We start from the raw sequence: 24,939 nt of genomic DNA, 5'->3' as shown, positions 1-24,939 counted from the left end.
TGTACTACAGCATATGAAGCGGGAAAAAAGGTGTGAAAGCCACAGCAGTCCGTCGAGAACGAAAAACGCCGGCGCCAGCGCAAACAGCGCTAGCGTCCGGCCTTCTGCCCACGCCGCAGGCGCACGTACCGCCCTGCCGTCCAAAGCCCCCATATGTTTCCGCCAAGCCAAGTGGCGAGCCAAAGAAGACGCGGGGAAACAGCCAACAGTACGAGATGAAATATCGTATTTTGCCCAATCAGCAGAATGGAAAGCAACCGAACCGCCGCAGCACCCGGTTGCGCCTGCGGCAACGGGTACAGCCGCGGCCATAGCGAGTAGCGATGATGGGAAGGCAGCGCGGCCAGTTGAACAGCGGTCGCGTAAAGAAACAAAAATGCGATGGCCGCCCGCCCGTATTCGTGATCGATCACAGCCAGCATGACGCTTCCAATGGCGGTGAGGCGTACATACAGACCAGCATACCCGCCGGCGCGCAAAAACGTGCGGGCATACAAATGAAAAAACACATGCCGCTCGTCGTACGGTATCAAAGCGAGCAGCGGATCAAGCCAGCGCCGCCGCTTCGCCGCCTCCCGCCATTCCGGAACGTCGGTAAACAAGTTGGCCAGCCGGTAAAACGCCGTTGCCGCTCGCTGTTCTTCGGCGATGATCCGTTCCCATTTCCACGTTTTCCCTCTCACCAACCGTGACAAATAGATGGAAAGAGCGGCCATCAGCCCGACGACAACGACAAACAACGGCCATGGCGCCGCCGCCAGCGCCAAATAAACGAACACCGCCGCTAAGCTGAAGCGGGCGAATGCGCCAAAGCGGTGAAAAGACGGCTCAGCGATATAGCTTCCTTTCCAAGCGGCCCATAAGCTCCATCCTTTGAAACAAAAAAGGCCGAGCAAAAAAAGCGGCCACGGCACCGGGGAAAAGCGAGCATGCAATGGACCCGCCAACAGCAAAAGCAAAGAAAGGCCGTACGCCTGCCATAACCATGAGAACAAAAACGCCCGCTGAATATACGGCCCCAGCCGTTCTTCCGCCGGCAATAAAAACACCGTATCCGCCTCGCGGAACAAGGTGCGCACCGACCCGGCGGCCGCCGCCCAGCCGAACACGACCGCCGCAATAGCCGGATACGGAAACGAGTCAGGAAGCGCCGCCGCCCAGCGCTCGTACATCACCGCTATGCCGCCAAGCACGATGATCAAACCGACGAGCAAATGGTCGTTGAACATATAGCGCAAGTAGCGGATCCGTTTTCGCCATTCCGCTTGGAAACGCTGCTTCCAAAGACGGCGGGCGTCAATCATAGCTCATCGTCCTTTGTCAATTCGATGTACAGCTCATCAAGCGACGCCCCCCGCAGCCCGAACTGGCGGCGAATGTCATCAAGCGTCCCTTTGGCTTTGACGCGGCCTTTGTGCAAAATAACGAATGAGTCGCAATACCGCTCTGCCGTCGCTAAAATGTGCGTCGACAGCAAAATGCCCGCTCCCTTCGCTTTCTGTTCGTTCATTCGCTCAAGCAGGGCGTGAATGGCAAGCGGATCGAGGCCGAGAAACGGCTCATCGATGATATAAAGCGGCGGTTCAAGCAAAAAGGCGCATACAATCATGACTTTTTGCTTCATTCCTTTTGAAAAGTGAGCCGGAAACGAGGAAAGCCGCCGCTCCAATCGAAACTCGCGAAGCAGCGGCGGAAGGCGGCGTTCATACTCCGCTTCTCTCAGCCCGTACGCCATCGCCGCTAGACGCAAATGTTCCTCAAGCGTCAATTCTTCATACAACACCGGCGTTTCCGGGATAAAAGCAAACTGCCTCCGATACGTTTCCGGCCCGTCCGCAAGCCGATGGCCGCTGATGGAAATCGCACCGCGGCGCGGTTCCATCAAACCGATAATATGTTTGATCGTCGTGCTTTTGCCGGCTCCATTTAAGCCGATCAAGGCGACCATTTCACCGCGGTCGACCGCAAACGTCACGTCTTCAAGCACGTTTTGCGCCGTATAGCCTCCGGATAGATCCTTCACCTGCAAAAGTGTCATCGTCCGCCCCCTTTCCGTTCTGGCGTTTATCCCCATTGTACCAAACCATAGCCTCGCTTACCAAAAAAAGATCACACCGTTCTTTTGCATAAACTCACTCAAGCCGGGCATGATAAATAGCGAAGAGGGGATGAGGAATCAAAAAGTTGATGAACGATCCATCCGAAATGGGGTGTTCGTCAAAGACGCCGTTGTGAGCTGCAAAACGTTGTAAACGTTCCTAGGGAGCGACCATCGCATTCGTTGCTGGGAAGCAACGAGCCTGTCCAAAGGGGATGGTCACGTTGAACAAAGGAAGCGCTCACGCCGAACCAACTTTTGCCGCAAATGGGGTGTTCATCAAACGCACATTTGCTTGAATCATCCTCTCCCCTTTTCACCAACCGGGATGTAGCCTGCGTTGCGGGATTACATCCCGGTTTTTTTATGGTAAAATGAAGAAAACAGGAAGGAAAGGGTGACCACAGTGAGCAATTGCATTTTTTGCAAAATCATTAACGGCGAATTGCCCGCGGCGAAAGTGTACGAAGACGACCATGTGCTCGCGTTTTTGGACATCAGCCAAGTGACAAAAGGGCACACGCTTGTCATCCCGAAAGTACATACGGAAAACATTTTCACCCTCACGCCGGAGGCGGCCGGCCAACTGTTTCGCGCAGTGCCGACGATCGCCAATGCGCTCAAGCAAGCATTTTCCCCGGTCGGGCTCAACCTATTGAACAACAATGGCGAGCAAGCGGGGCAGACGGTGTTCCATTACCATCTTCACCTCATTCCACGCTACGGCAAAGGGGATGGGTTTGGCGCGGTCTGGAAGTCGCATGCAAGCGACTATACACCCGCTGACTTGCAGGCGATCGCGGCCGCCATTCGCGAACAGCTCGGCTGATCTCCCGTTGAACAGCAGAAAGTTCAAGCTCACAACAATAAACGGAAGCAGGGATGTCCCGCTTCCGTTTTTACTGTTTTCCTTGCTGCCCGATCACATCTTGCAAATCTTTGTCTTTGATCTCAACATCGGCGTCTTTCACCAGTTTGTCCACTTTTGACTGCATCGTCGCAGGATCAAGCTTGTTCCGTTTGACTTCAAACGCAATTTCGTCTTTCATTTCGTTGAACGATTTTTTCTTTTCTTTGTCCGTCACTTTAATGATATGGTAGCCGTAATCCGTTTTCACCGGATCGCTCACTTCGCCGACTTTCAGCTTATAGGCGGCGTCTTCAAACTCCTTGACCATTTTCCCCGGGCCAAACCAGCCTAAATCGCCGCCGTTGGACGCCGAGCCCGGATCTTGGGAGTATTCTTTGGCCAACTTGGCGAAATCCTCGCCTTTGTCGAGCTTCGCCTTTACTTCTTTTGCTGTTTTTTCATCTTTGACCAAAATATGGCTGGCGCGAATTTTCGGCTTGTAGTTGTCATAATACTCCTTCAGCTCTTTCTCCGTCACTTTTATGTCTTCAACGGCCGCTTTCGTCCGCAGCAAATCGAGCTTGACCATTTCGCGGATCACTTTTTCTCCGTTCTGCTGCACGGCCAAATCATATTGCGTTCCATACGCTTCCTTGATTCGTTCGATTTCTCGGTCAATCTCTTCATCGGTTACCTTGTATTTTTTGCTCAACACTTTTTCGTCGATCAAATCACGAAGGACGGATTTGCCGACGCGCTCTTTCATCTCATTGTAAAATTCGTCTTTCGTAATATTGCCGTTTTTCGTTTCCACAATCGCTTCCGAACCGTCGTTATTGCAGGCCGACAAAGCCATGAGCGAGACGACGGCAGCGGCCATCATCCATTTTTTCATTCGCTTCACAACTCCTACATCTTTTTTCGATTGAATGTTCCCACGCTTTCAAGCGGCGCAGATCGAATGGCGCCCAAGCGCGCCCAAGGAACAACATGCTCGCCTCTTCAGCCACGACAATAACTATACCATATTTCCAGCGAAAAAAAAACCTCTTTCCGCTTTAGTCATCCGCCCATAACATGCACGCTTGCCATACATATGATGAGGATGAAGCGCTCGACAGGCTTCTTCTTGCCGAAAGGGGGTGTTACGATGAGCGCACCTTACTCCGGAGGCTTTGCGTTGATTGTTGTGCTGTTTATTTTGTTAATCATTGTCGGCTGCGCCTGCGTCATCTACTAAACGAAAGAGGGTGCTCCCGCAAAAGGAGCACCCTTTTTTGCCGCCTTCCTTGAAACGAAGGGAGAGGCAACGACAATGGAACTCGCTCCATCAAAAGGAAAACATAACAATCCCCGCATCAACCGTCAGAGCAGGGAAAAGTCATGTAAACAACACTTCAAAGTAAGAAGAGATTAATAAAATCGTAATAAGGACATTGATCGTGCGAAAAACCGCCGGCTGATGCTCCTCCGGGATGTCGCGCTGCGCGCAGAGCAAGTGGGTGAACTGGTTCACCAAAAACAAGATCATGGCTGCCAGAGGGATGAAATAAAGCGTCAAAACTGTTCCCCTCCTCTTTGATCTTCGCCAAACGCCGCCCATGGCTCTAACTTTACATCGTTCATGGCTGGAAATCAATCATTTTTCTTTTTCCGGACACAAACCGATTTTTCTATTGGTGAATGCGCACAAATTCGGTAAAATATACGTAAAAACGGTCACATTTTCGTCACCAAAAGGAGCACGATATATGGAATCGTTGGAAAAGCGAGTGGCCAAGCTGGAATTTCACCAGTCTCTGCTGATGGAAATGATCGATGAAGCGAAAAAACCATTTTATTCCCTCATCATCCGCGCGGATTTGACCAAAGAAGAAGTCGACGCCTTCTTAGCGTTTTGCCAAGAGCTTGCCGACCAATACGAACAGCAAAAAGCGGAAGGGTTGACGATTTTCACTCCCCTGCTCGTGCAGTTTGCTGGGATGCTTCATCCGAACCTTCCGCTGGAACAGACAGTTGACGCTCTTTTGGCCCAACAAATGTTTGTCCCGCTGATGACCGAACTGAAAACGCTCATTCGCACCATCAGTTAGCCTGGCTGGCCAATTCTTTCTCGTGCTCTTCCGTTTTCGGCTTTCGTTTGACAAGTTTGCCGTCCTGCTCGATAAAATCTTCTTTAATGTTTTCAAACGCCCGCTCAAAAATTTCCATGAAATCATCGCCATAAATGTTGCGGACGATGCACATCATTTCTAAAATTTCTGGAAACTTTCCGTACAACTCGCGCAGCGGCAGCGCCCCATTGAAAACGGCATTTTTCGTCGGGTCATACGTCTCCATCAGCCTCATCAACACTTCTTCGCCTTTTTCCGTCAACTCAATGTACGTATTGCGCTTGTCATCCTGTTTTTTGGAAAACGAAAGCAACCCTTTTTCTTCCAATTTTTTTGAGAAGTTGAACGCCGTCGACACATGCATCACGCCGAACTTGGCGATTTCCGAAATTGAGGCTCCCTTGAAGTGGTAGGCGATCCATAAAATGTGATGTTCGTTAATGTTCAAGTCAAACGGCTTGATCCACCGCTGCCAATCTTTTTCAATCGATTTCCACAGCGCTTTGCTCAGCTGGGCAATCCGTTGGCTGAATAACATCGCCTCTTTGATGGAATAATGCTGTTCTGTCGTTTTCATCGTTCCACCCACTCTTCCCTCACCGTATTTTTTACTTCCTATTATATCAATAAAACAAAAAGGAATARAGACAAAAGTATTTATTTTTATGATTTTTTTTGCATATTCATAGTAGTAAACATAAGGCGCTTGGCGCATACAGGAGGAGAATGCCATGGTGTATATACAATGGCTGCTTATCGCTGTCGGATTCTTATTTTTCTGTCTTTTTATAAACGCATTTTTCGCCTTATGGAAAGCGCGGGCGTACCCGCCCAAAGCATTGTTGAAAGAACGGACTTTGCGCTATATTGGAATAGCGTCCATTTGCTTGCTCGTCGCTTGGCTTCTCAGCTATGTCTAATATACATCAGAAATAAATGGAATGCGAGGCATTTTTCCCCTTATCCTCTCCCTTTGATAGCAAAAAACCCGACCAGCAATGATCGGGTTTTTCGCCGTTTACACGTGCGCTGTAACGTTCATCCGTCGGAAAATCGACGATGCGATCGGATAGATGATGGCCATCGCCACTGCGTTCAACGCCGCTGTTGGCAGCACGATGGTGACAAACAGCGCCGAAAACGTCGCTCCGCCCGGCAACCCGACGAGCAAGAGCGCCGCAGTCAAAAACACCGCGCCGGAAATGACTGTGCCGACTGCCGCCAGCACTGAAGCCCCAATGACCGTTTGGCTGTATGTTTTTATCAAAGCCACTAGGGCAAACACAACAAGGGCGGTGATGACCTTATCGATCATATTCGGCAGCTGTCCGCCTGGGAATGTCGTCGTCATCGCTGAGATCAAGCCAGTGACGACGCCGACAAGACCGACCGCTTTGACGTTTGGAAAAAGCAAAATCGCCAAAAACATCATCGCCAGCATCATATCCGGCTTCATTCCGAAAAACAACCCCGGAATGACCGCGTGCAGCACGGCTCCGATTCCGACTAACAGCGCCATCGATACTAATGCTCTCACATTCATGCTCATCTCTCCTCATCTCTCCTCATCTATTCTCTTGCTCGAGAATTTTTCTATCATTATATCACTTTGCAGTGTAAAAGTGAAGAAGAAATTTTCAGGCAAAACGGCGGCGGAACTCGTTCATAAACGACGCGAGCGCTTCGCACGCCTCAAGCGGCACCGCGTTGTAAATCGACGCCCGGCAGCCGCCGACCGACCGGTGCCCGCCGAGCCCGACAAACCCGCGTTCTTTCGCCTCAGCGAGGAACGTTTTCGTCAACTCCTCATTTGGAAGCGTAAAGGTGACGTTCATGAGCGAACGGCTTCCCTTTTCGGCGTGCGGTTTGTAAAAGCCGCCGCTTTCATCAATCGCCTCATACAGCACGGCCGCCTTTTGCCGGTTGCGCTCTTCCATCGCCGCCACACCGCCTTGCTCTTCGACCCATTCGAGCACGAGCGACAGCATGTAAATCGCAAACGTCGGCGGCGTGTTGTAAAGCGAATTGCTCTTATGGTGCGTCCGGTAATCGAGCATCGTTGGCAGCCCGTCCGGAATGCGTTCAAGCAAATCGTTGCGGAGAATGACAACCGTGACTCCTGACGGGCCGAGATTTTTCTGCGCCCCGGCGTAAATGAGGGCAAATTGGCTGACATCGAACGGACGGCTTAAAATATCGCTCGACATATCCGCGACCAAGTCAACAGGCGTGTTTGGAAATTCATGCCATTGGGTGCCAAAAATCGTGTTGTTTGACGTAATATGGACGTAGGCGGCGTTTTTCGGCCATTGGACGCCATCAAGCGACGGAATGTATGTGTAGTTCGCTTCTTTGCTCGAAGCGACGACGGTTGTCAAACCGATTTTTTGCGCTTCTTTCAGCGCTTTTTCCGACCACGCTCCGGTCAGCACATAACAGCCGATCTTCCCTTCCGTGAGGAGATTCATCGGCACCATTGAAAACTGCAGACTCGCCCCGCCTTGCAAAAATAAAATGTCATATCCGTCCGGCACGTTTAGAAGCCGCTTGAGCCGCTCTTTCGCCGCATTATGGACGGCGTCGTATTCTTTGCTCCGGTGGCTTAGTTCCATGACCGACATGCCGGTGTTTTGGAAATTAAGCAGCTCTTTTTGCGCCCGCTCAAGCACCGGAAGCGGCAGCGCTGACGGGCCGGCGTTGAAGTTGTACGCGCGTTTCATCGTCATCCCTCACTTTGCCTCCTGGTAGTCCATTGATATTATTATCCTAACACGATTCGGAAAAAAAGAAAGGGAATTTTTCGAAAAAAGCGCTTTCAAATGAAATCTTCCAAAAAAGAAAGCCCCTGCTATTGCAAGGACTTCGCTTGTTTCCGCCGCTCGCGCTCCTGGCGGATGCGCTCCATGTAAATCTCCCCTTCTTTTTCAATGAACGCTTCGTCGATTTCCCGCTCGCGCGCCGCCGTTTTTACGGTCATATAGCCGCTGAAAATAATGCCGGCAACAACCAAATACACCCACCAAGGCAAACTGAGCATCGCCATTCCCCCTTGTATGCTTGTCTTGTCTTAGTACACTATACGCGCGAGCGGGCAGCCGTATGCATGAAGAAAGAGGCGGGAAAGCCGCCTCTTTCTTAGGGACAACGCTTATGCTTCGTTTCGCTTCTTCTTTGTTTTCTTCTTCGCTTTCTTCCACTGTCGGCGCAGCTCGTTCAACTCTTCTTTCGCCTGTTCATACTGAGCCGTCGGGACGATTTCAATGATCGGTTCGATCATGATCCATCCCTCCCTTGATCCGCCCCTACTCTTTACTACCCGCGTTTTTTGGCTTTGAAACAGACAAAAACGCCGGTTTGTAAAACGAGCGGTTGTCAAGGGCAAAGACGCGTTCGGTGAATTCACCTGGTTTCACTTTCTCAAGCGCGCGGTTGATCATCGTAATTTTCGCATCCAAATTATCAATGTAATGAAGCACCTCGGCTTCTTTGACAAGCGGCGGCTTCGGGCTGCCCCATTCCGCTTTGCCGTGATGCGCGAGCACAAGATGCTGCAAAATGACAACTTCTTCACCTTGAATGCCGAGCTGTTCCGCCGCCTTGCTGATCTCGCTCACCATGATCGAAATGTGTCCGAGCAAATTTCCTTCAAGCGTATACGCCGCCGATACCGGGCCGGATAATTCAATCACTTTGCCAAGGTCATGCAAAATGACGCCGGCATAAAGCAAATCTTTATTGAGCGACGGATAGAGATGGATGAGCGCCTTGGCGAGCTCGAGCATCGACACGACGTGGTACGCCAGTCCGGAGATGAATTCATGATGGTTTTTCGTCGCCGCTGGGTACTCAAAAAACGCCTTTTCGTATTTTTTCAACAAATAGCGGGTAATGCGCTGGATGTTTGGATTTTCCATAGCAAATATGTATTCCATGACTTTCGCCTTCATTTCCTCGCGGCCGAGCGGAGCCTTCTCCAAAAAGTCATCGATGCGCACGGCATCGCCCGGATGAGCGGGACGGATCGAACGGATGCGCAGCTGCAATTTGCCGCGGTAGTTATGGATGTCTCCCGCCACTTTGACGATGCACTCCGGCACATACCGCTCTTCGTCATCCGGCGAGACATCCCACAGTTTGGCTTCAATGTCGCCGCTTTTATCTTGCAAAATCAAAGTTAAGAACGGCTTGCCGTTGCTGGCGATGCCTTTCGTTGCTGATTTGATGAGCAAAAAGAGATCAACTTGCTCCCCAACCTCATAATGGATGATGCCTTTCGTCACTTCGTTCTCCTCCGTTTCTCTGTACGTACTTTCTAGTATATCATAACGGTTAGAGGGCAAAAAGAAAGCCTTGCCGAAACGGCAAGGAAACATTGACCCAAACGTCCCGTCACGCTGTTTATTTTTTTGTTAACTGAATGGCCCGTTTCATATCCTTGAAAATGTTCATTCGCCCATACATCAGCACGCCGCCTCGATACACTTTGGCGCCAAAATAGATCAGCAAGGCAATCGTCGCCGCTAAAAGCGCGAGGCTGAGCGCCACTTCCCACCCTGGCACGGAAACGAGGCCGATGCGCAAAAACATGAGCATCGGAGCGAAAAAGGGAACAAACGAGGCGCCGGTCACGAACGCCGACTCTGGCGCATTCAAGCCAAACATCGCGATCATAAACGCAGCGACAACCAACATCATGACCGGCGTAATCGCCGGCTGCACATCTTCGACCCGGCTGACGAGCGAACCGAGCACGGCAAATAGCACCGCATACAAGAGGTAACCGAGCAAGAAAAAAACGAGTGCGTACACAAATATCGATGCCGGCAGGTGGTCAAATCCGAGAAAGCGCCACACTTCCTGCCCGCTCGTTTTTAACGCGGCGAAAGCGACGGCGAAAAAAACGAAAAATTGCGTCAAGCTGACAAGAGCAACGCCGATGATTTTGCCAAACAGCTGTTGGACCGGGGAAACGCTCGACACTAAAATTTCCATCACGCGCGACGATTTTTCCGTCGCCACCTCCGTCGCGATCATTCCTCCATACATCAAAACAAACATATACATCGCGAAAAGAAGGACATAAACAAGAGCGCGCGCTTGGTTCAACTCCTCTTCCGTCTTCGCGTTTTTTTCCAATGCCACCTTTTGGAACGGAACCGGTTTGTAAAGCTCAGCCATTTGTTCATCCGTCAGGCCGAGCTTAGCGGCTGAAAGCGCTGTTTTCAGCTGGCTTAGCGCTCGTTCCAGTTCCTCAGGCGTCTGATTGTCCACAATCGTATTGGCATAATACACCGCTTCCGGCAATCCTTCCGCATCCATGGACAATACGAGCAATCCGTCCCATTTGCCTTCTTTGACTGCTTCTTTCGCTTCGTTTTCCATATCAGTAATTTTAGTCAACGCGATTTGGTCATGGCTTACCTGCTTCTCAAGCGGACCGTACAAAGATCCCGTGCGGTCAATGACCGCGACATGAGTCTTTTCATCACCGGTGAAAAACTCGATGATCGGCTGAATGTTGGCCACCCCGATGATCAACAGGCAAGTGATGGCGGTTGTCACAAGAAATGCTTTCGCCCTCAGCTTCGTTCCATACGTATGCCCCACCACAAGGAAAAACTTATTCATACGCCGCACCTACTTTTTCAATAAAGATATCATTCAGAGACGGTTCTTCCAAGGCAAACAGACGAACCGCGACTTTTCCTGCTATATGGCCGAGTATCGCTTGTGCCGTCTCCTCATTGGCGATTTGCAGCCGCACCCCTTCCGCCGTCCGCTTCCACTGCAAAACGCCAGGAAACCGCGCCAATTCTTCAAACGGCCCGTCCCCTTGAATGACAAGTATTTGTTTGCCAAACGAACGTTTCAGTTCACGCAGCGCTCCAGCCACCACCGCGCGGCCGCGGCGCAAAATGCAGACATGTTCGCACAGCTCTTCCACATGTTCCATCCGATGACTCGAGAAGACAATGGTCGTGCCGTTCCGTTTTAAATCAAGCACCGCTTCTTTCAACAGCTCAACGTTCACCGGATCAAGACCACTGAATGGCTCATCCAAGATTAATAGCTTCGGTCGATGAAGCACAGCAGCGATAAACTGGATTTTTTGCTGGTTGCCTTTCGACAGCTCCTCCACCCGCTTGTTGGCGTAATCGCGGATATGGAAGCGCTCGAGCCAGCGGTTGATTTCCGGGAGAATATCCATCTTTTTCATTCCGCGCAACCGCCCTAAATACAGAAGCTGCTCTTGCACTTTCAGCTTCGGGTACAACCCGCGCTCTTCCGGCAAATAGCCGATCAGATGGCTTTTCGAGTAATCAATCGGTTCGCCTTGCCAACGGATCACCCCTTCCGTTGGGAGCAGAAGGCCTAAAATCATGCGAAAAGTCGTCGTTTTTCCCGCCCCGTTCGCCCCAAGCAATCCGAACATCTCCCCTTCCGGAACCGTCAACGTCAAATGGTCGACGGCCGTCGCCTGACCAAACCGTTTCGTCACCTCAATGATCTCTAAACTCATCCACATTCCCCCAACGTAAACCAAATTTTCCACCCACATTATTAAAACGTGCAGTCTCAAAAAAAGTTTCAGACAGAAGCAGGAATTTGCCTATCAAACCTCTAATGAAAGAGAAATGAATGATGATTCAGCGAAAGGAGATGGTGACATGCCGATGTATACGTTGACCGCTTTTGAGCGCGATGGAGAAAAATTGCTCGATGAAACGTTTGAAGCGGCCAATGATGAAGAAGCGAAAAAAATCGGTGAACAAAAGCTGCGCGAGCGCGGCTGTTTGGACAAAACACACCGTTGCGTCAATGCCAGCGGCAAGCTCATTTTATTTCACCGCTAATCAAAACACCCCGGGGTTGTTCCCGGGGTGTTGTCATTTATCCAAATATTTCCTTTAACATATTGATTTTCTCTTCCGTATATTCGGCGAAATGCTCGTTGTACACTTTCGGCTCTTTTGGGTTCGCCTGGCGGGTGATTTTCCGCGTTTTCGGATCGACGAATTTGCTTGATGCCCCGCAGCCAAGGCCGATGATCGACTGCTGCTCTTCCATGATCATAATGTTGTATATGCTCTCTTGCCCTGGCAGCGCGTAGCCGACGTTTTCAAGGTTGCCGAGAATGTTTTTTTGTCGATACAAATAGTAAGGGACATAACCGTGTTCCTTTGTCCATTCTTGGGCCGCCTTCATCATCGCCTGCACTTCCTCGCGGCTGGCGACTTTGTACTTTTGTTTGTTCTTTGTCATTTCCGACGCCCGCTTAAACGACAGCGTATGGATGGTGAGCGATTCCGGCATGAGCCGCTCCGTCTCGGCGAGCGTATGCGTAAATTCCGAAAGCCCCTCGCCGGGCAGTCCGATGATTAAATCCATATTAATGTTGTTCATACCCATTTGCCTTGCTAAATGAAACTTGTTGATCGTCTCTTCGACCGTATGATGGCGCCCGATCGCTTTTAACGTCTCCTGAATGTAGGACTGCGGGTTGATGCTGATGCGGTCGATCCGCCACTTTTTCAACACTTCGAGCTTCTCCTGCGTAATCGTATCCGGACGCCCGGCTTCGACCGTGATTTCGCGGACGCGGTCGACATCTGGAAAGACGTCGTACATATGAGCGTACAGCCGGTCCATCTCGTCGGCCGTAATGCTCGTCGGCGTCCCGCCGCCGTAGTAAATCGTTGTGATGCGGATGCCGCGCTCGCGCAAAAAGCGGCCGACTGCCTCCATTTCGTAATGAAGGCCGGCCAAAAAGGCGTCGACCGACCCTTGGCGGCCGTTGATGGCGTACGCCGGAAATGTGCAATAGGCGCATTTCGTCGGGCAAAATGGAATGCCGATATAGATGCTCACTTCGTGGGCCAAATCGTATAAATCCGGAACGACCGTGAGCTGACGATCCACGATCGCTTGCATTAATTCGATTTTTTCTTTTGTCACTAAATAATCTTCAGCCAGCTTCCGGTGCGCCTCTTCTTTCGAAAGGCCTGAGCGCAAAAGCTGATGAAGCAGCTTGACCGGACGAACGCCAGTCAGCACGCCCCACGGCTGAATGAGGCCGGTAGAACGCTCAAGCAACGTCAAATAGACATGCAAAACGGCGTTTTTCAGCTGTTTTTCGTACGTTTTCCCGTCAGCGTCCGCCGGCGCGCTGCGTTCATGACTCGCTTCCTCGACGCGCCCGGACGTCTTGTCGAGAAGCGTCCCAGAAACAGCGATGCACCCGTTTTCCTTGACGGAAAACATAGCGGCCATATCGGCCTCGGGAAGCGGCGCCAACGACAGCTCCGGCGCTTCGAAGAACAGCTCGGTCATCACTTCGAGCGGGCGCTGAAACCGTTCCGGATGCGGCAGTCCTTGAATTTCGATCCGCACGTTCATCACCTTTTCTTTCAAACTTCTTTCAGTGTACTGAACTGCTGTTTCCTTCGTCAAGCGGAAGAATGCACCTTCGCCGCCGGCTTTATGGAAATGCTTCCCGCCCGGCCAACTAGATAAAAAAGCCGGGCATTCGCTCCGGCCTCATTTTTATGATTTTCGCGAAAACGGCAAGCGCCAGTTGTCTACTCACGGTTCGCTCCCCGCTCAGACTGCTTACTGTTTCGTTTTGAGTTTTTGCAAAAACTCGATCCGTTGCTGTTTGCGGAAATGTTCTTTCACCATGTAGGCAACGCCGAGCTGTTCGTTCGAACGCGTCACCCAGTCGGCCGCCCGCTTCACCTCAAGCGGTGCGTTCCCCATGGCGACGCCGAGCCCAGCCGCTTCAATCGCCGGCAAGTCGTCAAGGCCGTCACCGATCACCACCGTTTCTTTCAACGATACGCCGAGATGTTGAGCAAGCCGGCGCAACCCCGCGAGTTTAGACACCCCTTGCGGGACAATTTCCATTTTTCCGTTTGGCTGCATAATCATATCAATGGACGGAATCGATTTCGTCAATAAAGCGGCCGCTTCATCCCGCTCTTCGTCTGTGGCAAAATATACATCAATTTTCGGCACAGCGACCGGTTCGTCGATCAGCACATCGCCGAGTGAATCGACAAATTGGGTCGGATAGAAAAACGGGTCGCTTGAGGAGAGAACCGTCTGCACGACAAGGTTTTTCTTCACTTTCTTCCGATTGCCGAGCGAATACCGTTCATGCATGAGGCGGATGTTGCAGTTGAAGTTTTCCAAAATTTGCACGATATTAAACGTCCGCTCCTCGGGGATCACGGCGTCAAACAGCTTATCATCAAGCGTTCTGGCAATCATCGCTCCTTGGAATGCAATGAGCATCCCATCAAGCCGCAGCGCTTTCGCCACTTTTCGGGCGGAAAGCAAATTGCGGCTCGTGATGAACGTGACATAAACTCCTTTTTTCTTCACATAGTCGACCGCCTCTTTCGTTTCGCGCGGCAGGCGGCCGTTGTTTTTTAAAATCGTTCCGTCAATGTTGAGCGCCAACAGCTTATACACGGCTGTCTCCCCCTTTTGTCCGTCTCAACCTTTCTTTTCGCCGCCAGCAAGCTGGCGGCGGCTTTGCGTTCCTTATCATTTTCATGACTATGACGAAACGGACAAAAAAAGAACACCCGACCGGGTGTTTTTCCTATCTTCCTTCCATCAATGAACGGTGCAACTCCTCAAGCGGCTTCATGGCGATTTGCTGAACCTCGGCGATGGTCATGCTCATTTGCTGCTCGAGCGCCATCAGGCGGGCGAGTTTCTCGTTTTGCTGGGCGAGCGCCATCGTCTTTTGCGCCTGTTCGATTTCGTCAGGCAAAATGGCCGCCCCGCGCATCTGTTTTTCATGGAGCCGGAGCTGGATGTCGCGGACATTAGCGAACATCCGATAGGCGGTTTCATCGCGGCGGACATCTTCGTATGCCCGTTTCAGCTGCTGAAACGGCTCGCTCGCCCGAATCGCCTGCTCAAGCTGTCTAGCGAGCGCATGAAGGGTTTCAGACATAAAAAGAGCCTCCTATACGAATATCGTTCACGTTCTAACGTATGCACCATCTGGAGGCGATATGCCACAGCTTACAGCCATAAGCCAATGACGCCTTGAACGGCGCCGATCAGCCCGCCAAGCAAAGCGCCCAAATACGTAATCATCTTCAGCTCGCGGCGGGCAATCGATAAAATGATCTCTTCCAACCGTCGTAATGAAAACGACTCCACTTGGTCGCGGACAATATCCGCCAACCCAAGCTGCGCAACAATCGCCTCGATTTTGCCGCTTAGCAGGCGGCTGGCCGTTGCCGCCGCCTGCGGGATCAGGCGGTCAAACAATTGTTGTTCGTACGGAGCGATCAGCTCATCAAGCGGGCGATGCAGCCAGCCGCCGCTTTGCACCAAGCGGCGGACAGCCGACCGCACCGCGTCATCGATGCGCCGGCGGCCGATCATCTCTTCCACGGTTGCGAGCGGATAGTCCAACCATTTGTTCCACTCCGTCCAAAGGAGGCGGGCCAGTGCAGCCCTTGTGCCAGCATGGCGCAAAAATTTACCGAGCTCCGCCTGCACCTTATCGACGAAATTGACATTGCCAAGCAGCATCTGCAGCATATTTCCAACCATCCCGCGCTCTTGGAAAAAACGCTCGATCATACCGGAAACCTGTTGCTTTCCCTCCTCGCTGCGAAAGTAGTCAAGCGTCCGGTCGGCCAAATAACCTGCTAGACTTTCGACGCGTGCTTCCATCGTCTGCTTCAACTCCGCCGGCAATACATCGCGTATCGGCTGCAGACGCCACGTTTCGCTCCACCGTTCGTACGCTCGCTCAGCTTGCTCGGCCGCCATCGCTTCGAGCCGCTCGGCGGGAGAGCGAACGCCGAGGCGTTCAAGCAACTCAGCCGGCGTTTCTTTGCGCGCAAGCCACTTTCGAAGCCATTCCCGCCCCCACTCGGCCATCCCGGCCGTAAAGGACGGATCCATGAGTTTGCGCCGCAATCCTTCCGGCGTCACCAAATGCTCCACGACCGTTTTCCCGAGCTGTTCGGCCAGCTCCCGCCGCCGCTTTGGAATCAATCCCGGCGTAAACGGCAGCCGTTTTCCAAACACGTACATCGGCTCATATGGGCGAAACAGCATCACGATGGCGATAAAATTCGTCACCCCGCCAATGAGCGCCCCGACCGCCACCATAAACAGCAAATAAACGAACGTTTCCATCCTCTTCTCCTTCCGTCCCCGCCGCTGTCACCAAACGGCGTCCGTCATCATACGATGGCGATATAAACGTTTGCCTAATTGTTCATTATAGAGCTTGCCTGACGAATGCGCAAATGAGGGACTGCGATGAGCAAACAACGAACGATGGCCGTGCTGACGGAAATCAATGAAACAAGTGAACAAGCCGCCTTTGGCTCCATCCATCATTTTTGTGAGGAATTGGCGGCATATGCTAGAAAGTGTGGTCTCTTTTTTTACGTGTCCTCGCCGCCGCTTTATTTAGAGGGAGTCGGCTATCAGTGGACCGAAAGCGGATGGGGCAAGCGGGACGTTCCTCCAGCCGATGTCGTTTACAATCGCCTTCACTCGCGCAAGTTCGAACGCTCCCCTTTGTTTGCCGAGCTGCTCGCCCGGCTTGCCGAGGAAAACGGGGTGATATTCAACCATCGCTTTTTGCATAAATGGGAAGTGCACTGCCATTTTGAGCGGCACGAGTACTTGCACCCACACTTGCCGAAAACGGCGCTCTGGAGCGGTCAAAATACGCTTGAGGCATTCCTCGACGCTTTCCCATCCGTCTTTCTCAAGCCGATCTATGGCAGCCAAGGGCGAGGGATTTTCTGCCTCCAACATTTGGACGACGGAATTTGTCTTCGCCATTCCACTTCCGCTTCAACGGCCGTATATCGTTCGATGGACGCTTTAGCTTCCGCTTTGCGGCGACAAATCCGGACGCCGATGATCATTCAACAAGGACTTGAGCTTCGCACCCTCGACAGCCGCCCGGTCGATTTTCGCCTGCTTTGTCATCGCATCCGCCACAACGATTGGCGCGTCACTTCCGCCGTCGCCCGCGTAGCACCACCCGATCAGTTTGTCGCTAACCTTGCCCGCGGCGGAGAACTGATGGCGGTCAATGACGTCTTGCGGAAGTGGTATACGAGAGCTGACGCGTTCCAGCAAAAACAGCTTCTGAAAGAAATCGCACTGGAATCCGCCGCCGTTCTCGCCTCGGAAGCGGAAGGACTGTATGGAGAGTTTGGCGTCGATCTTGCCATTGACATCCATGGCCAGCCGTGGATCATCGAGGTGAATACGAAGCCGTCGAAACAGACGGATATGGCCGTTTCCTACCAATCGGTCCGCCCGTCGGCCAAGGCGATCGTCGACTATAGTTTGACATTGATGGAGGAAAAGGAGTGAACCGTTTTGCTTTCACTCGGTTTTGTCACCCTTGACGAACAGCAAGACCGCGCGTATTGCACCGAGGTGGCGAAACGCGCCAGACGCTACGGCATTTCTGTCTGCCGCTTTTCGCCGCTTGGCATCGATCCGCAGACGGAAAACGTCCGCGGCTTTCTCTTTCAAGCGGAAACGAACGAATGGACAAACGCCGTCTTTGCCATTCCGCCGTTTTTATATGACCGCTGCTTTTACGGCAATGATGAGCGGTCCAAAAAAGCGAAACCGATTATGAACTGGTTGAAGCAGCGACCTGACCTCACGTTTTTAGGCTATGGCCTACCGGGCAAATGGGACGTATATGAAGCGCTCTCCTCCCACCCGCTCTTGTCCGCATACGTGCCGCCGACTGTCCGTCTTGAGCGCGCCGATGATGTGCTTGCGCTTCTCCGCCGCGAACAAGCCGCCATCGCCAAGCCGGTGCACGGCTCCGGCGGACGCGGCATTTGCATCTTTCAAAAGAAAGGGAAGGCGCTGTCCGTCCAAGACAGTCACGGTCAAGAACAGGCCGTCATTGCCCGCCGAAGCGAGCTGGAACAGCTCCTCTCCTCCTTGAGCCGCCGCGGCGAGTATGTCCTGCAGCCGTTGCTTCAGCTATCGACTCCGGAGGGCGAACCGTTTGACCTCCGCATTCTTTTGCAAAAGGATGAAAACGGACACTGGGTGGAGCGGGTGCGAGCCGTGCGAGTCGGCCGACCGGGGGCATGGGTGGCCAACGTCCGCGCCGGCGCGGACATTCGTCCGTTTTCCGAGTGGCTCGACCGCCTTTCCTCTTCAAAACGTCTCTTCGTGCTCGATGGCGTTGAGACGATCATCCGCACGCTGCCAGTTTATATAGATCGCATGTTCGGTCCTTTTTTTGAAATCGGCTTGGATCTTGGCGCGACCGACAACGGGGCGGTGTGGATTTTGGATGTCAATTCCAAGCCGGGGAGAAAAGTGGCACATCTTCTGCCCCCGGAGCAACAAAACGAACTGTACGAAGCGCCGCTTCGGTATTGCCTGTTTTTGGCCAGAGGGGTGAAAAGCCAATGACCTACACGTTGATCATTGACGAACAACAAACGAATACGGTGATCCTTCCCGCCACGCTCCAAGCATCTAGGCAAACATCAGCCGCGTTCGGCAGCCTTGTCACCCCATGCCGGGTCATTTCTTCCCCCCGTCTCACCGACCGTGTGATTGTGGCGCATGACGTTGCCCGATGCTTGTCGATCCCGTTTGCCGCTGACGTTCATGTCTTTTTGACCGATGAAGCTGTTCACTTCGGACCGCTTGTCGGCATTTTGACCGCCGGATTCACAAAGTCGCTCCACCGCCCGGTCGGCAGCCGGAGCTTCTTTTTTGCCAAGCTGCTGGCGCAAGAAAAGCAAGTCGGCGGATTTGCCTTTTTGTTTGGCGCGCCCCATATCGACTGGGAAAACGGCATGACGAACGGCTATTTTTACACGGAGCGCGGCTGGGAACGCCATACGGTGCCGTTGCCGAATGTCGTTTACAACCGGCTGCCAAACCGGCGCGTCGAAAAGGAGGAAACGTTTCAAACGATGACGAAGACGCTGCAAACCACCTACGGCATCCCGATCTTTAACGGGTGTTTTTTCAACAAATGGGACATTTACCGCTGGCTCGCTGCCCATCCGAAGGCGCAGCCGTATTTGCCGGCGACGTCCGCCCACGTGACGCAGCACACCATTGAGCAGTTTCTTGCCCGCTACCGTGAAGCGTACATCAAGCCGGCCGATGGCAGCCTCGGCCGCGGCATTTATCATTTAGCGAAAAAAAACAACGCCTATAAATGCCGGTTCCGCGATGAAAGCGGAGAAATACAAACAGTGCTGTTTCCGACCGCCATGGCGGCGTGGCATCATTTGCTCGCCCATGCGCCGCTTCACCGCTATGTCATCCAACAAGCGGTTCCGCTTCTTGCCGTCAACGGCCGACCGGCTGATTTCCGCGTTCACGTTAACAAAAACGAACACGGCATATGGCAAGTGAGCGCCATCGCCGCCAAAATCGCTGGAAAACAAAGCATCACGACCCATATGAACAGCGGAGGCATCGTCAAAACGCTGGAAGAAATTTTCCCGGATGCTGCCGAGCGCGAAATCGTGCTCGCCCGTCTTTCTGACGCCGCCCTTACGCTCAGCCGTTGCCTTGATGAAACATCAGAAACGTTGATCGGCGAAATCGGTTTTGACCTTGGCGTTGACCAACAAGGAAGGATTTGGATGTTTGAAGCCAATTCCAAACCCGGACGGTCTATTTTTAAGCATCCAAAATTAAAGGACGCAGACGAACGAACAGCGCGGTTGCCGCTCGCTTACGCCGTCCACCTCAGCAAAACGGCCATCACCGAACCCGAGGCGCTTTGGCCATGCTGACGATCGGCTACCGTCCTGACACCGGTGAGTGGGTGTGCAACAGTCCGGGCGGCCCTTATCGGTTCGGCAGCGGCCGGGTTGCTCCCGCCGCTACCCTTCCCGATCTCGTCTTTCCCGTCCGCGAGCAAGATGGACGGGTGGGACCGCTGGTTGGCGTGCTGGTCAGCGCCTCGTCCCTTTCCGCTTTGCTGGCTGGGAAAAAGCCGTGGCTTGAAACCGTCATCTGCTCCATCCACGCCGCCGGCGGCATCTCCGTCGTCAGCGCGGCCGCCGGCATCGGAGAGAAAACGGTCTCCGGATATATATTCGTTCCGACGCTTCATCGTTTCATCGAAGCGGCCGCTCCACTGCCCGATGTCGTCTACAATCGAGTAAAAAGCCGCGAAGAAGAAGAAAGCGAGCCGTTTCAAACGGCGGCTGCCCAGTTGAGCGCCCATGGCGTTCCGCTTGTCAACCGCTCTTTTTTCCGCAAATCGGACGTTTACGACGCGCTGCGGTCCGACCGCCGGCTCTGGCCGCATCTATTGCCGACGGCGCCTGTCCAAACAGCGACCGACATTCGCGCTTGGCTCCGCCAATACAGCTGCATTTACTTGAAGCGGGATGACGGCGCCAGAGGAATAGGGCTGTTTCGTCTCACCGCCTTGTCGGAGACGGAAGCCATTTGCGAATATCCAGGCGACCAAAAACGGCTCTGCTCGCTCGATGCGCTCGCATCGCTCATTCAGTCCGGCCGCTACATCGCCCAAGCACTGGCTGAAACTGACGAGTGGAACGGACGCCGCTACGATTTGCGCGTGCTCGCCCATTGGCACAACGGCCGCCATACGATCACCGGCATCGGCGTCCGTTCGGCCGACGTCGAGTCGGTGACAACCCATGTGTTTCATGGCGGGACCATCCTGCCGTACAAAGAAGTCAAGGAACGCATCGATGAAGCGGCGCTCGAGCGGCTTATTGCCTTGAGCGGCGCGCGCCTTGGCGAACGGTTTGGCTTTGTCGGTGAGTTTTCCGCCGACATCGGCGTCGGAAGCGAGCGGCAGCTTTACATTTATGAAATCAACGCCAAGCCGATGGTGTTTGACGAGCCGGAGATTGAGGCACGGCGGCTCGAGAGGCTCAATCAGCTGTTTGCCGAGCTCGCTCATCGTGCGCCATAGCTAGAAACTGGCCGCTGTAGCGAAGCGCCTGGCGGAACACAGCATCGGCCGCTTGTTTGGCGGCCCCGTTTAAGCTTTGGCAGACGTTCTGGCATAACATCGCTTTTTCCCACTCAGCCGCCGCCATGGCTTGCAAGAGCTCGAAACGAGGTGCGCCTGCTTTGCTTTGCTCTCTTTCCGCTCGATCGTCGGCGTTAGCCCCAGTGGCTAAATAATGCACGTATTGCCAAAGTTTACGCTGCCGCTCGGCTTCAGCCAAGTAGGCCGCCCATGCCTCATCCGTTTCCATCTCTGCGAGTTGCCGGGCTTTGTCTTCCGCCGCGGCGGTCGTTTCGAGCAATTTTTTGATAAGCATGATCATTTCCTTGCCACCCTTTCTTCCCGCTTGTCCTGTTTCATCCATATGAAGGGCATGGATAGCGTATGCCTCTTTTGGACAAACTTTAGGAAAAACGATGAGAGGAAGGAGCGAGATGATGGAACGAAATGAAACCGAGCGCCGGGATTCGTTGTACGAAGGGCGCGATGAATACTATATGGACATCGACCGCATGATCAACGAAGGGATGGCCGGCGGTGCCGTGTACGGCCGCGGCGATGACGTCAACATTGAGGAAGCGCGCGATCTTGTCAAAGAAGAACCGCCGTACGAAGCCGGCCAGTAAACGGAGCCGATTTTCCCGCCTCGGGAAAGTCGGCCTTTTGTTCTATGAGCCCCTCCGCCGATGCGTTAGGCGGGGATCGTTCGAGACGCCCGCTGTTGACCAAGCCGCCCGTTCATCCTGCGGCTTTCCCGCTTTCATCCATTGTCTTTCTTTCCATTCGCGGGGATTTGGTATAATGAAAACAACGCCGATTCATCTTCGGCGTGACATCATCCTTGACAGAAAAGGGTGCGCCGCGATGTTAAAAGAGCTCAAGTCGCTTTATGAAAGGGACATCGTTATCAACGGTCAGCCGGAACACCCCGAAGATTACGAATGGTTTTACACCGCCGACGGTGATGAGATCGGCATCGCCAAGCATCGATTGACAGAGCAGGAGCGGCGATTGCTGGCGCTTTTTTTCACCCCCGCCGAGCGCCGGCGCGAACCGGAAAGCGAAGAGGAGCGGGCATGGAAACGATGGATGGCAACCGGCGACCCAGCCGCGCTCGCTCGGCTCGCTGCTCCGTACTGCCGGTTCATTCATTTTACGGCCAGCCGGCCGATCGCCAACAAAGAGGAGTTTGCTGACGCCGTTCGCGGCTTGTTTTCTTCCCCGGTCACCATCGTCTGGGAGCAAGATCGGCGCGGGCTGATCGTCGAAGCGAAACAAAAGCGAACGACGGAGCCGCCTTCGTTAGCGGACATGGCTGAGGCGCTCGCCGCTGATTTTTATACTTCCATTCATTTATTGATCGGCCCGATCCGCCCCGTCGATGAACGGCTATATGAATCGTTTCTCCTTGAAAAAGAGTGTTTTTCCGCCGCTCGGCGCTTTTGGCCGAAACGAACTGTGTACGAATGGGAAGACGTCATTCCGCTTCCGCTCTTTGAAGAAGGAGCAGTCAGTGAGAAAGCCCGCCGGACCCTCTCGCTTCTTGACGGATTCGACGAGGAGGAAGTGCGGGCGATGGAGACGTTTTTGCAATGCAACTTAAACGTCTCGATGGCAGCGAAAAAGCTGTATATGCACCGCAATAGCTTGCAATATCGAATCGATAAATGGACGGAGCAAACTGGTGTTGACATCAAACGGTTCAAAGGGGCGGCAGCCGTCTATTTGGCCATCTTGCACCGGCGTCGTTCGTAATCCCCCGCTTTTTTGTCATGTCGCCGAAAATCTGCGGCATTTTTTGTGCACCTCGTCCATTTACGAATGTTCCTATTTTTCTATACACTAATGGCAAGAAAACGATTTCGGCGATGAGGAGGATGGTTATGGCAGAACTCATTCTTGATCATATTTACAAAATTTACGACAACAATGTGGTCGCCGTCAAAGACTTCAATTTACATATTCAAGACAAAGAGTTTATCGTATTTGTCGGCCCGTCCGGCTGCGGCAAATCCACCACGTTGCGGATGATCGCCGGCCTTGAGGAAATTTCCAAAGGCGATCTTTACATCGACGGCAAACGAATGAACGATGTGCCGCCGAAAGACCGCGACATCGCCATGGTGTTCCAAAACTACGCCCTGTATCCACATATGAGCGTCTATGACAACATGGCGTTCGGTTTAAAACTGCGCAAATTCCCGAAAGCGGAAATTGAAAAACGCGTCCGCGAGGCGGCGCGCATTCTTGGGCTCGAGCAATATTTGGACCGCAAACCGAAAGCGCTCTCCGGCGGGCAGCGGCAGCGCGTGGCATTGGGACGGGCCATCGTCCGCGATGCAAAAGTGTTTTTAATGGACGAGCCGCTCTCGAACTTGGATGCGAAACTGCGGGTGCAAATGCGCTCAGAGATCGCGAAGCTCCATCAACGCTTGGAAACGACGACCATTTACGTCACCCACGACCAAACAGAAGCAATGACAATGGCCACCCGTCTTGTCGTTATGAAAGACGGCGTCATCCAGCAAGTCGGAACGCCGCGGGAGGTATACGAAAAACCGGAAAACATTTTTGTCGGCGGCTTTATCGGTTCACCGGCCATGAACTTCCTTCGTGGAACGCTGCAAGACGGCAAGTTTGTCGTCGGCCAAACATCGTTTGGCATTCCGGAAGGAAAAATGAAAGTGTTGCGTGAGCAAGGGTATGTCGGCAAGGAAGTGATTTTAGGCATTCGTCCGGAAGACATTCACGACGAACCGCTCTTCCTTGAAGCATCGCCGGCGACGAAAGTTACTGCTCTCGTCGAGGTCGCTGAGCTGCTTGGCGCTGAATCGATGATCTATTTTAGCATCGACAACCAAGAATTGGTCGCTCGCATCGACGCCCGCACGGAAATCAAGCCGGGCCACCGGATTGACCTGGCGCTTGATATGAACAAAGCGCATTTCTTTGACGTTGAAACGGAACGGCGCATCCGGGCGGCGGATGAAAAGTAACCCCCCATTGTTGTTCATATAGATTCATTCGAAGGCGTTCCGAAAAAAACGGAACGCCTTTCCTTTCCACTCCATCAACAGCCTTATTCCTTGATAAAACGCACTTCCTCCTCATGGCAAGTCGGACAGTAAAACAAATGAACACATTCATGATTCGTATACGTGCGCAAATAGCCGTCGACAAGCTTCATGACGTCCGCATCCATGTACGGGCTGTAGTCATCGAAATAATCCGTAACTTTTCCTTGGTCTTCCATCGGTTGCCGGCAGTAGCTGCAATACACCGTCACCCGGCGCAACCCGTTGCACAGCGGACATACATTCATGCTGCTTCCTCCTCTAAGATGTTCCTTATCTTTACATATTCCCTAATGGTGACGGCGGTAAAACGTTAAAAATTCCCATATTCTCACCATGCATAACAGGCAAAAAACGTCCCAAACTATGAGTACCGCCAGCGAAATCACCCATCCGTTGCAACGGGGACGCTGGCGAAGCCAAAAGCGGGTGGGCCGGTGGGTTCAGCCAAGCTTGGCACACGCCTTGCAGCGTGAAGTGTTGGTGCAAATCCAACCACCCCAACCATCAAAAATTTTTAAGAGGAGATGATCAACGATGGCACGCAACAATAACAACAACCAACTGTTAGTCGCTGGTGCTCAACAAGCCATTGATCAAATGAAGTACGAAATCGCCCAAGAATTTGGTGTGAACCTCGGCGCTGACACGACTTCTCGCGCGAACGGTTCGGTCGGCGGCGAAATTACGAAACGTCTTGTCGCCATGGCTCAGCAACAACTTGGCGGCCAATTCGGCAACATTCAATAACCGCCTTACGAACAACTTCATATAGATGGCAAACGCCCCGGGCAGTCAGCCCGGGG

The 24,939-nt window shown here is 52.9% G+C and carries 31 protein-coding genes; 13 read left to right on the top strand and 18 right to left on the bottom strand.

What is annotated here, in order from left to right; genetic code table 11:
- Positions 1-89: 89 nt before the first annotated feature.
- Positions 90-1,304 carry an ABC transporter permease gene (locus B1A75_RS01310; RefSeq protein WP_033024798.1) on the bottom strand — a complete coding sequence of 405 codons (1,215 nt, stop codon included), beginning with the start codon at positions 1,302-1,304 and terminating at the stop codon, positions 90-92.
- Positions 1,301-2,038, bottom strand: a complete 738-nt coding sequence (locus B1A75_RS01305; protein WP_079935587.1) for an ABC transporter ATP-binding protein — start codon at positions 2,036-2,038, stop codon at positions 1,301-1,303. The genes B1A75_RS01310 and B1A75_RS01305 overlap by 4 nt, the downstream gene beginning before the upstream one ends.
- Positions 2,039-2,504: 466 nt before the next feature.
- Here B1A75_RS01305 and B1A75_RS01300 point away from each other — a divergent pair, with 466 nt between their 5' ends.
- Positions 2,505-2,927, top strand: coding sequence for an HIT family protein (locus tag B1A75_RS01300; RefSeq protein ID WP_074044594.1), 423 nt, complete (start codon positions 2,505-2,507; stop codon positions 2,925-2,927).
- 70 nt (positions 2,928-2,997) lie between these two features.
- Here B1A75_RS01300 and B1A75_RS01295 read toward each other — a convergent pair whose 3' ends face one another.
- The gene (locus B1A75_RS01295) at positions 2,998-3,843 is read right to left on the bottom strand and encodes a peptidylprolyl isomerase (RefSeq protein ID WP_074044595.1); all 846 of its coding nucleotides are present in this window, start codon (positions 3,841-3,843) and stop codon (positions 2,998-3,000) included.
- 255 nt (positions 3,844-4,098) lie between these two features.
- On the opposite strand from B1A75_RS01295, the gene B1A75_RS01290 reads away from it, so the two are divergent.
- Positions 4,099-4,188, top strand: a complete 90-nt coding sequence (locus tag B1A75_RS01290) for a YjcZ family sporulation protein (protein ID WP_021322511.1) — start codon at positions 4,099-4,101, stop codon at positions 4,186-4,188.
- 141 nt (positions 4,189-4,329) lie between these two features.
- Here B1A75_RS01290 and B1A75_RS01285 read toward each other — a convergent pair whose 3' ends face one another.
- On the bottom strand, positions 4,330-4,509 hold the full coding sequence (locus tag B1A75_RS01285; protein ID WP_074044596.1) for a hypothetical protein: 180 nt from the start codon (positions 4,507-4,509) through the stop codon (positions 4,330-4,332).
- A 190-nt stretch (positions 4,510-4,699) separates the two neighbouring features.
- Here B1A75_RS01285 and B1A75_RS01280 point away from each other — a divergent pair, with 190 nt between their 5' ends.
- Complete coding sequence (locus B1A75_RS01280) at positions 4,700-5,041, top strand: YhaI family protein (RefSeq protein WP_074044597.1); 342 nt, start codon at positions 4,700-4,702, stop codon at positions 5,039-5,041.
- On the opposite strand, the gene B1A75_RS01275 is transcribed toward B1A75_RS01280, so the two are convergent.
- The gene (locus tag B1A75_RS01275; RefSeq protein ID WP_172620548.1) at positions 5,034-5,639 is read right to left on the bottom strand and encodes an HTH-type transcriptional regulator Hpr; all 606 of its coding nucleotides are present in this window, start codon (positions 5,637-5,639) and stop codon (positions 5,034-5,036) included. The genes B1A75_RS01280 and B1A75_RS01275 overlap by 8 nt on opposite strands.
- Before the next feature lie 154 nt (positions 5,640-5,793).
- Here B1A75_RS01275 and yhzF point away from each other — a divergent pair, with 154 nt between their 5' ends.
- Complete coding sequence (gene yhzF, locus B1A75_RS20720) at positions 5,794-5,982, top strand: membrane protein YhzF (protein WP_074044599.1); 189 nt, start codon at positions 5,794-5,796, stop codon at positions 5,980-5,982.
- A gap of 98 nt (positions 5,983-6,080) precedes the next feature.
- Here the strand turns inward: yhzF and B1A75_RS01265 are convergent, their stop codons facing one another.
- The 7 genes from B1A75_RS01265 to B1A75_RS01235 all read right to left on the bottom strand — a co-directional run bounded on the left by B1A75_RS01265 (position 6,081) and on the right by B1A75_RS01235 (position 11,582).
- A complete protein-coding gene (locus B1A75_RS01265) occupies positions 6,081-6,605 on the bottom strand; it encodes a tryptophan transporter (protein ID WP_079935585.1) in 525 nt (174 codons plus the stop codon).
- Between the two features lie 94 nt (positions 6,606-6,699).
- Positions 6,700-7,782 carry a 3-phosphoserine/phosphohydroxythreonine transaminase gene (gene serC / locus B1A75_RS01260; protein WP_074044775.1) on the bottom strand — a complete coding sequence of 361 codons (1,083 nt, stop codon included), beginning with the start codon at positions 7,780-7,782 and terminating at the stop codon, positions 6,700-6,702.
- A gap of 128 nt (positions 7,783-7,910) precedes the next feature.
- Entirely contained in the window at positions 7,911-8,099 is a 189-nt protein-coding gene (locus tag B1A75_RS01255; protein ID WP_015374033.1) for a sporulation YhaL family protein, read from the bottom strand.
- A 111-nt stretch (positions 8,100-8,210) separates the two neighbouring features.
- Complete coding sequence (locus tag B1A75_RS01250) at positions 8,211-8,339, bottom strand: hypothetical protein (RefSeq protein ID WP_013523055.1); 129 nt, start codon at positions 8,337-8,339, stop codon at positions 8,211-8,213.
- Positions 8,340-8,364: 25 nt separating this feature from the next.
- Positions 8,365-9,342 (bottom strand): 3'-5' exoribonuclease YhaM, encoded by a 978-nt coding sequence (yhaM, locus tag B1A75_RS01245; protein WP_079935584.1) that lies wholly within the window; start codon positions 9,340-9,342, stop codon positions 8,365-8,367.
- 118 nt (positions 9,343-9,460) lie between these two features.
- Complete coding sequence (locus B1A75_RS01240) at positions 9,461-10,690, bottom strand: ABC transporter permease (protein WP_074044773.1); 1,230 nt, start codon at positions 10,688-10,690, stop codon at positions 9,461-9,463.
- The gene (locus B1A75_RS01235) at positions 10,683-11,582 is read right to left on the bottom strand and encodes an ABC transporter ATP-binding protein (RefSeq protein ID WP_074044772.1); all 900 of its coding nucleotides are present in this window, start codon (positions 11,580-11,582) and stop codon (positions 10,683-10,685) included. The genes B1A75_RS01240 and B1A75_RS01235 overlap by 8 nt, the downstream gene beginning before the upstream one ends.
- A gap of 148 nt (positions 11,583-11,730) precedes the next feature.
- Here B1A75_RS01235 and B1A75_RS01230 point away from each other — a divergent pair, with 148 nt between their 5' ends.
- Positions 11,731-11,916 carry a YhzD family protein gene (locus B1A75_RS01230; RefSeq protein ID WP_074044771.1) on the top strand — a complete coding sequence of 62 codons (186 nt, stop codon included), beginning with the start codon at positions 11,731-11,733 and terminating at the stop codon, positions 11,914-11,916.
- A 37-nt stretch (positions 11,917-11,953) separates the two neighbouring features.
- Here B1A75_RS01230 and B1A75_RS01225 read toward each other — a convergent pair whose 3' ends face one another.
- The 4 genes from B1A75_RS01225 to B1A75_RS01210 form a co-directional block, all read right to left on the bottom strand.
- The gene (locus B1A75_RS01225; protein WP_074044774.1) at positions 11,954-13,459 is read right to left on the bottom strand and encodes a coproporphyrinogen III oxidase; all 1,506 of its coding nucleotides are present in this window, start codon (positions 13,457-13,459) and stop codon (positions 11,954-11,956) included.
- A 213-nt stretch (positions 13,460-13,672) separates the two neighbouring features.
- Complete coding sequence (locus B1A75_RS01220; protein WP_074044770.1) at positions 13,673-14,536, bottom strand: Cof-type HAD-IIB family hydrolase; 864 nt, start codon at positions 14,534-14,536, stop codon at positions 13,673-13,675.
- Positions 14,537-14,669: 133 nt separating this feature from the next.
- Positions 14,670-15,029, bottom strand: a complete 360-nt coding sequence (locus B1A75_RS01215; RefSeq protein ID WP_074044769.1) for a YlbF/YmcA family competence regulator — start codon at positions 15,027-15,029, stop codon at positions 14,670-14,672.
- Positions 15,030-15,100: 71 nt separating this feature from the next.
- Positions 15,101-16,234, bottom strand: a complete 1,134-nt coding sequence (locus B1A75_RS01210) for a DUF445 domain-containing protein (protein WP_079935583.1) — start codon at positions 16,232-16,234, stop codon at positions 15,101-15,103.
- A 126-nt stretch (positions 16,235-16,360) separates the two neighbouring features.
- Here B1A75_RS01210 and B1A75_RS01205 point away from each other — a divergent pair, with 126 nt between their 5' ends.
- The 4 genes from B1A75_RS01205 to B1A75_RS01190 are packed head-to-tail and all read left to right on the top strand — an operon-like array spanning position 16,361 to position 21,020.
- A complete protein-coding gene (locus B1A75_RS01205) occupies positions 16,361-17,437 on the top strand; it encodes a YheC/YheD family endospore coat-associated protein (RefSeq protein ID WP_014194982.1) in 1,077 nt (358 codons plus the stop codon).
- Positions 17,438-17,443: 6 nt separating this feature from the next.
- On the top strand, positions 17,444-18,511 hold the full coding sequence (locus B1A75_RS01200; protein ID WP_014194981.1) for a YheC/YheD family endospore coat-associated protein: 1,068 nt from the start codon (positions 17,444-17,446) through the stop codon (positions 18,509-18,511).
- Positions 18,508-19,860, top strand: a complete 1,353-nt coding sequence (locus B1A75_RS01195) for a YheC/YheD family endospore coat-associated protein (protein WP_079935582.1) — start codon at positions 18,508-18,510, stop codon at positions 19,858-19,860. The genes B1A75_RS01200 and B1A75_RS01195 overlap by 4 nt, the downstream gene beginning before the upstream one ends.
- Complete coding sequence (locus tag B1A75_RS01190) at positions 19,854-21,020, top strand: YheC/YheD family endospore coat-associated protein (protein ID WP_014194979.1); 1,167 nt, start codon at positions 19,854-19,856, stop codon at positions 21,018-21,020. Before B1A75_RS01195 ends, B1A75_RS01190 begins: the two co-directional genes overlap by 7 nt.
- On the opposite strand, the gene B1A75_RS01185 is transcribed toward B1A75_RS01190, so the two are convergent.
- A complete protein-coding gene (locus B1A75_RS01185) occupies positions 20,980-21,381 on the bottom strand; it encodes a hypothetical protein (RefSeq protein ID WP_079935581.1) in 402 nt (133 codons plus the stop codon). The genes B1A75_RS01190 and B1A75_RS01185 overlap by 41 nt on opposite strands.
- A gap of 115 nt (positions 21,382-21,496) precedes the next feature.
- Here B1A75_RS01185 and B1A75_RS01180 point away from each other — a divergent pair, with 115 nt between their 5' ends.
- From B1A75_RS01180 to B1A75_RS01170, 3 genes are all read left to right on the top strand, one after another.
- On the top strand, positions 21,497-21,685 hold the full coding sequence (locus B1A75_RS01180; RefSeq protein WP_041470249.1) for a hypothetical protein: 189 nt from the start codon (positions 21,497-21,499) through the stop codon (positions 21,683-21,685).
- A 238-nt stretch (positions 21,686-21,923) separates the two neighbouring features.
- Positions 21,924-22,814 carry a PucR family transcriptional regulator gene (locus tag B1A75_RS01175; protein WP_041470277.1) on the top strand — a complete coding sequence of 297 codons (891 nt, stop codon included), beginning with the start codon at positions 21,924-21,926 and terminating at the stop codon, positions 22,812-22,814.
- Positions 22,815-22,942: 128 nt separating this feature from the next.
- Complete coding sequence (locus B1A75_RS01170) at positions 22,943-24,055, top strand: ABC transporter ATP-binding protein (RefSeq protein WP_013146253.1); 1,113 nt, start codon at positions 22,943-22,945, stop codon at positions 24,053-24,055.
- Between the two features lie 83 nt (positions 24,056-24,138).
- On the opposite strand, the gene B1A75_RS01165 is transcribed toward B1A75_RS01170, so the two are convergent.
- Positions 24,139-24,381 carry a hypothetical protein gene (locus B1A75_RS01165; protein ID WP_014194975.1) on the bottom strand — a complete coding sequence of 81 codons (243 nt, stop codon included), beginning with the start codon at positions 24,379-24,381 and terminating at the stop codon, positions 24,139-24,141.
- Positions 24,382-24,670: 289 nt separating this feature from the next.
- On the opposite strand from B1A75_RS01165, the gene B1A75_RS01160 reads away from it, so the two are divergent.
- Entirely contained in the window at positions 24,671-24,883 is a 213-nt protein-coding gene (locus tag B1A75_RS01160; protein WP_011230133.1) for an alpha/beta-type small acid-soluble spore protein, read from the top strand.
- Positions 24,884-24,939 lie beyond the last annotated feature (56 nt).

The organism is Geobacillus sp. LEMMY01 (genome assembly GCF_002042905.1).
Classification (GTDB): domain Bacteria; phylum Bacillota; class Bacilli; order Bacillales; family Anoxybacillaceae; genus Geobacillus; species Geobacillus proteiniphilus.
The sequence above is the reverse complement of the archived record's forward strand: the minus strand, read 5'-3'. Positions and strand labels throughout refer to the sequence as shown.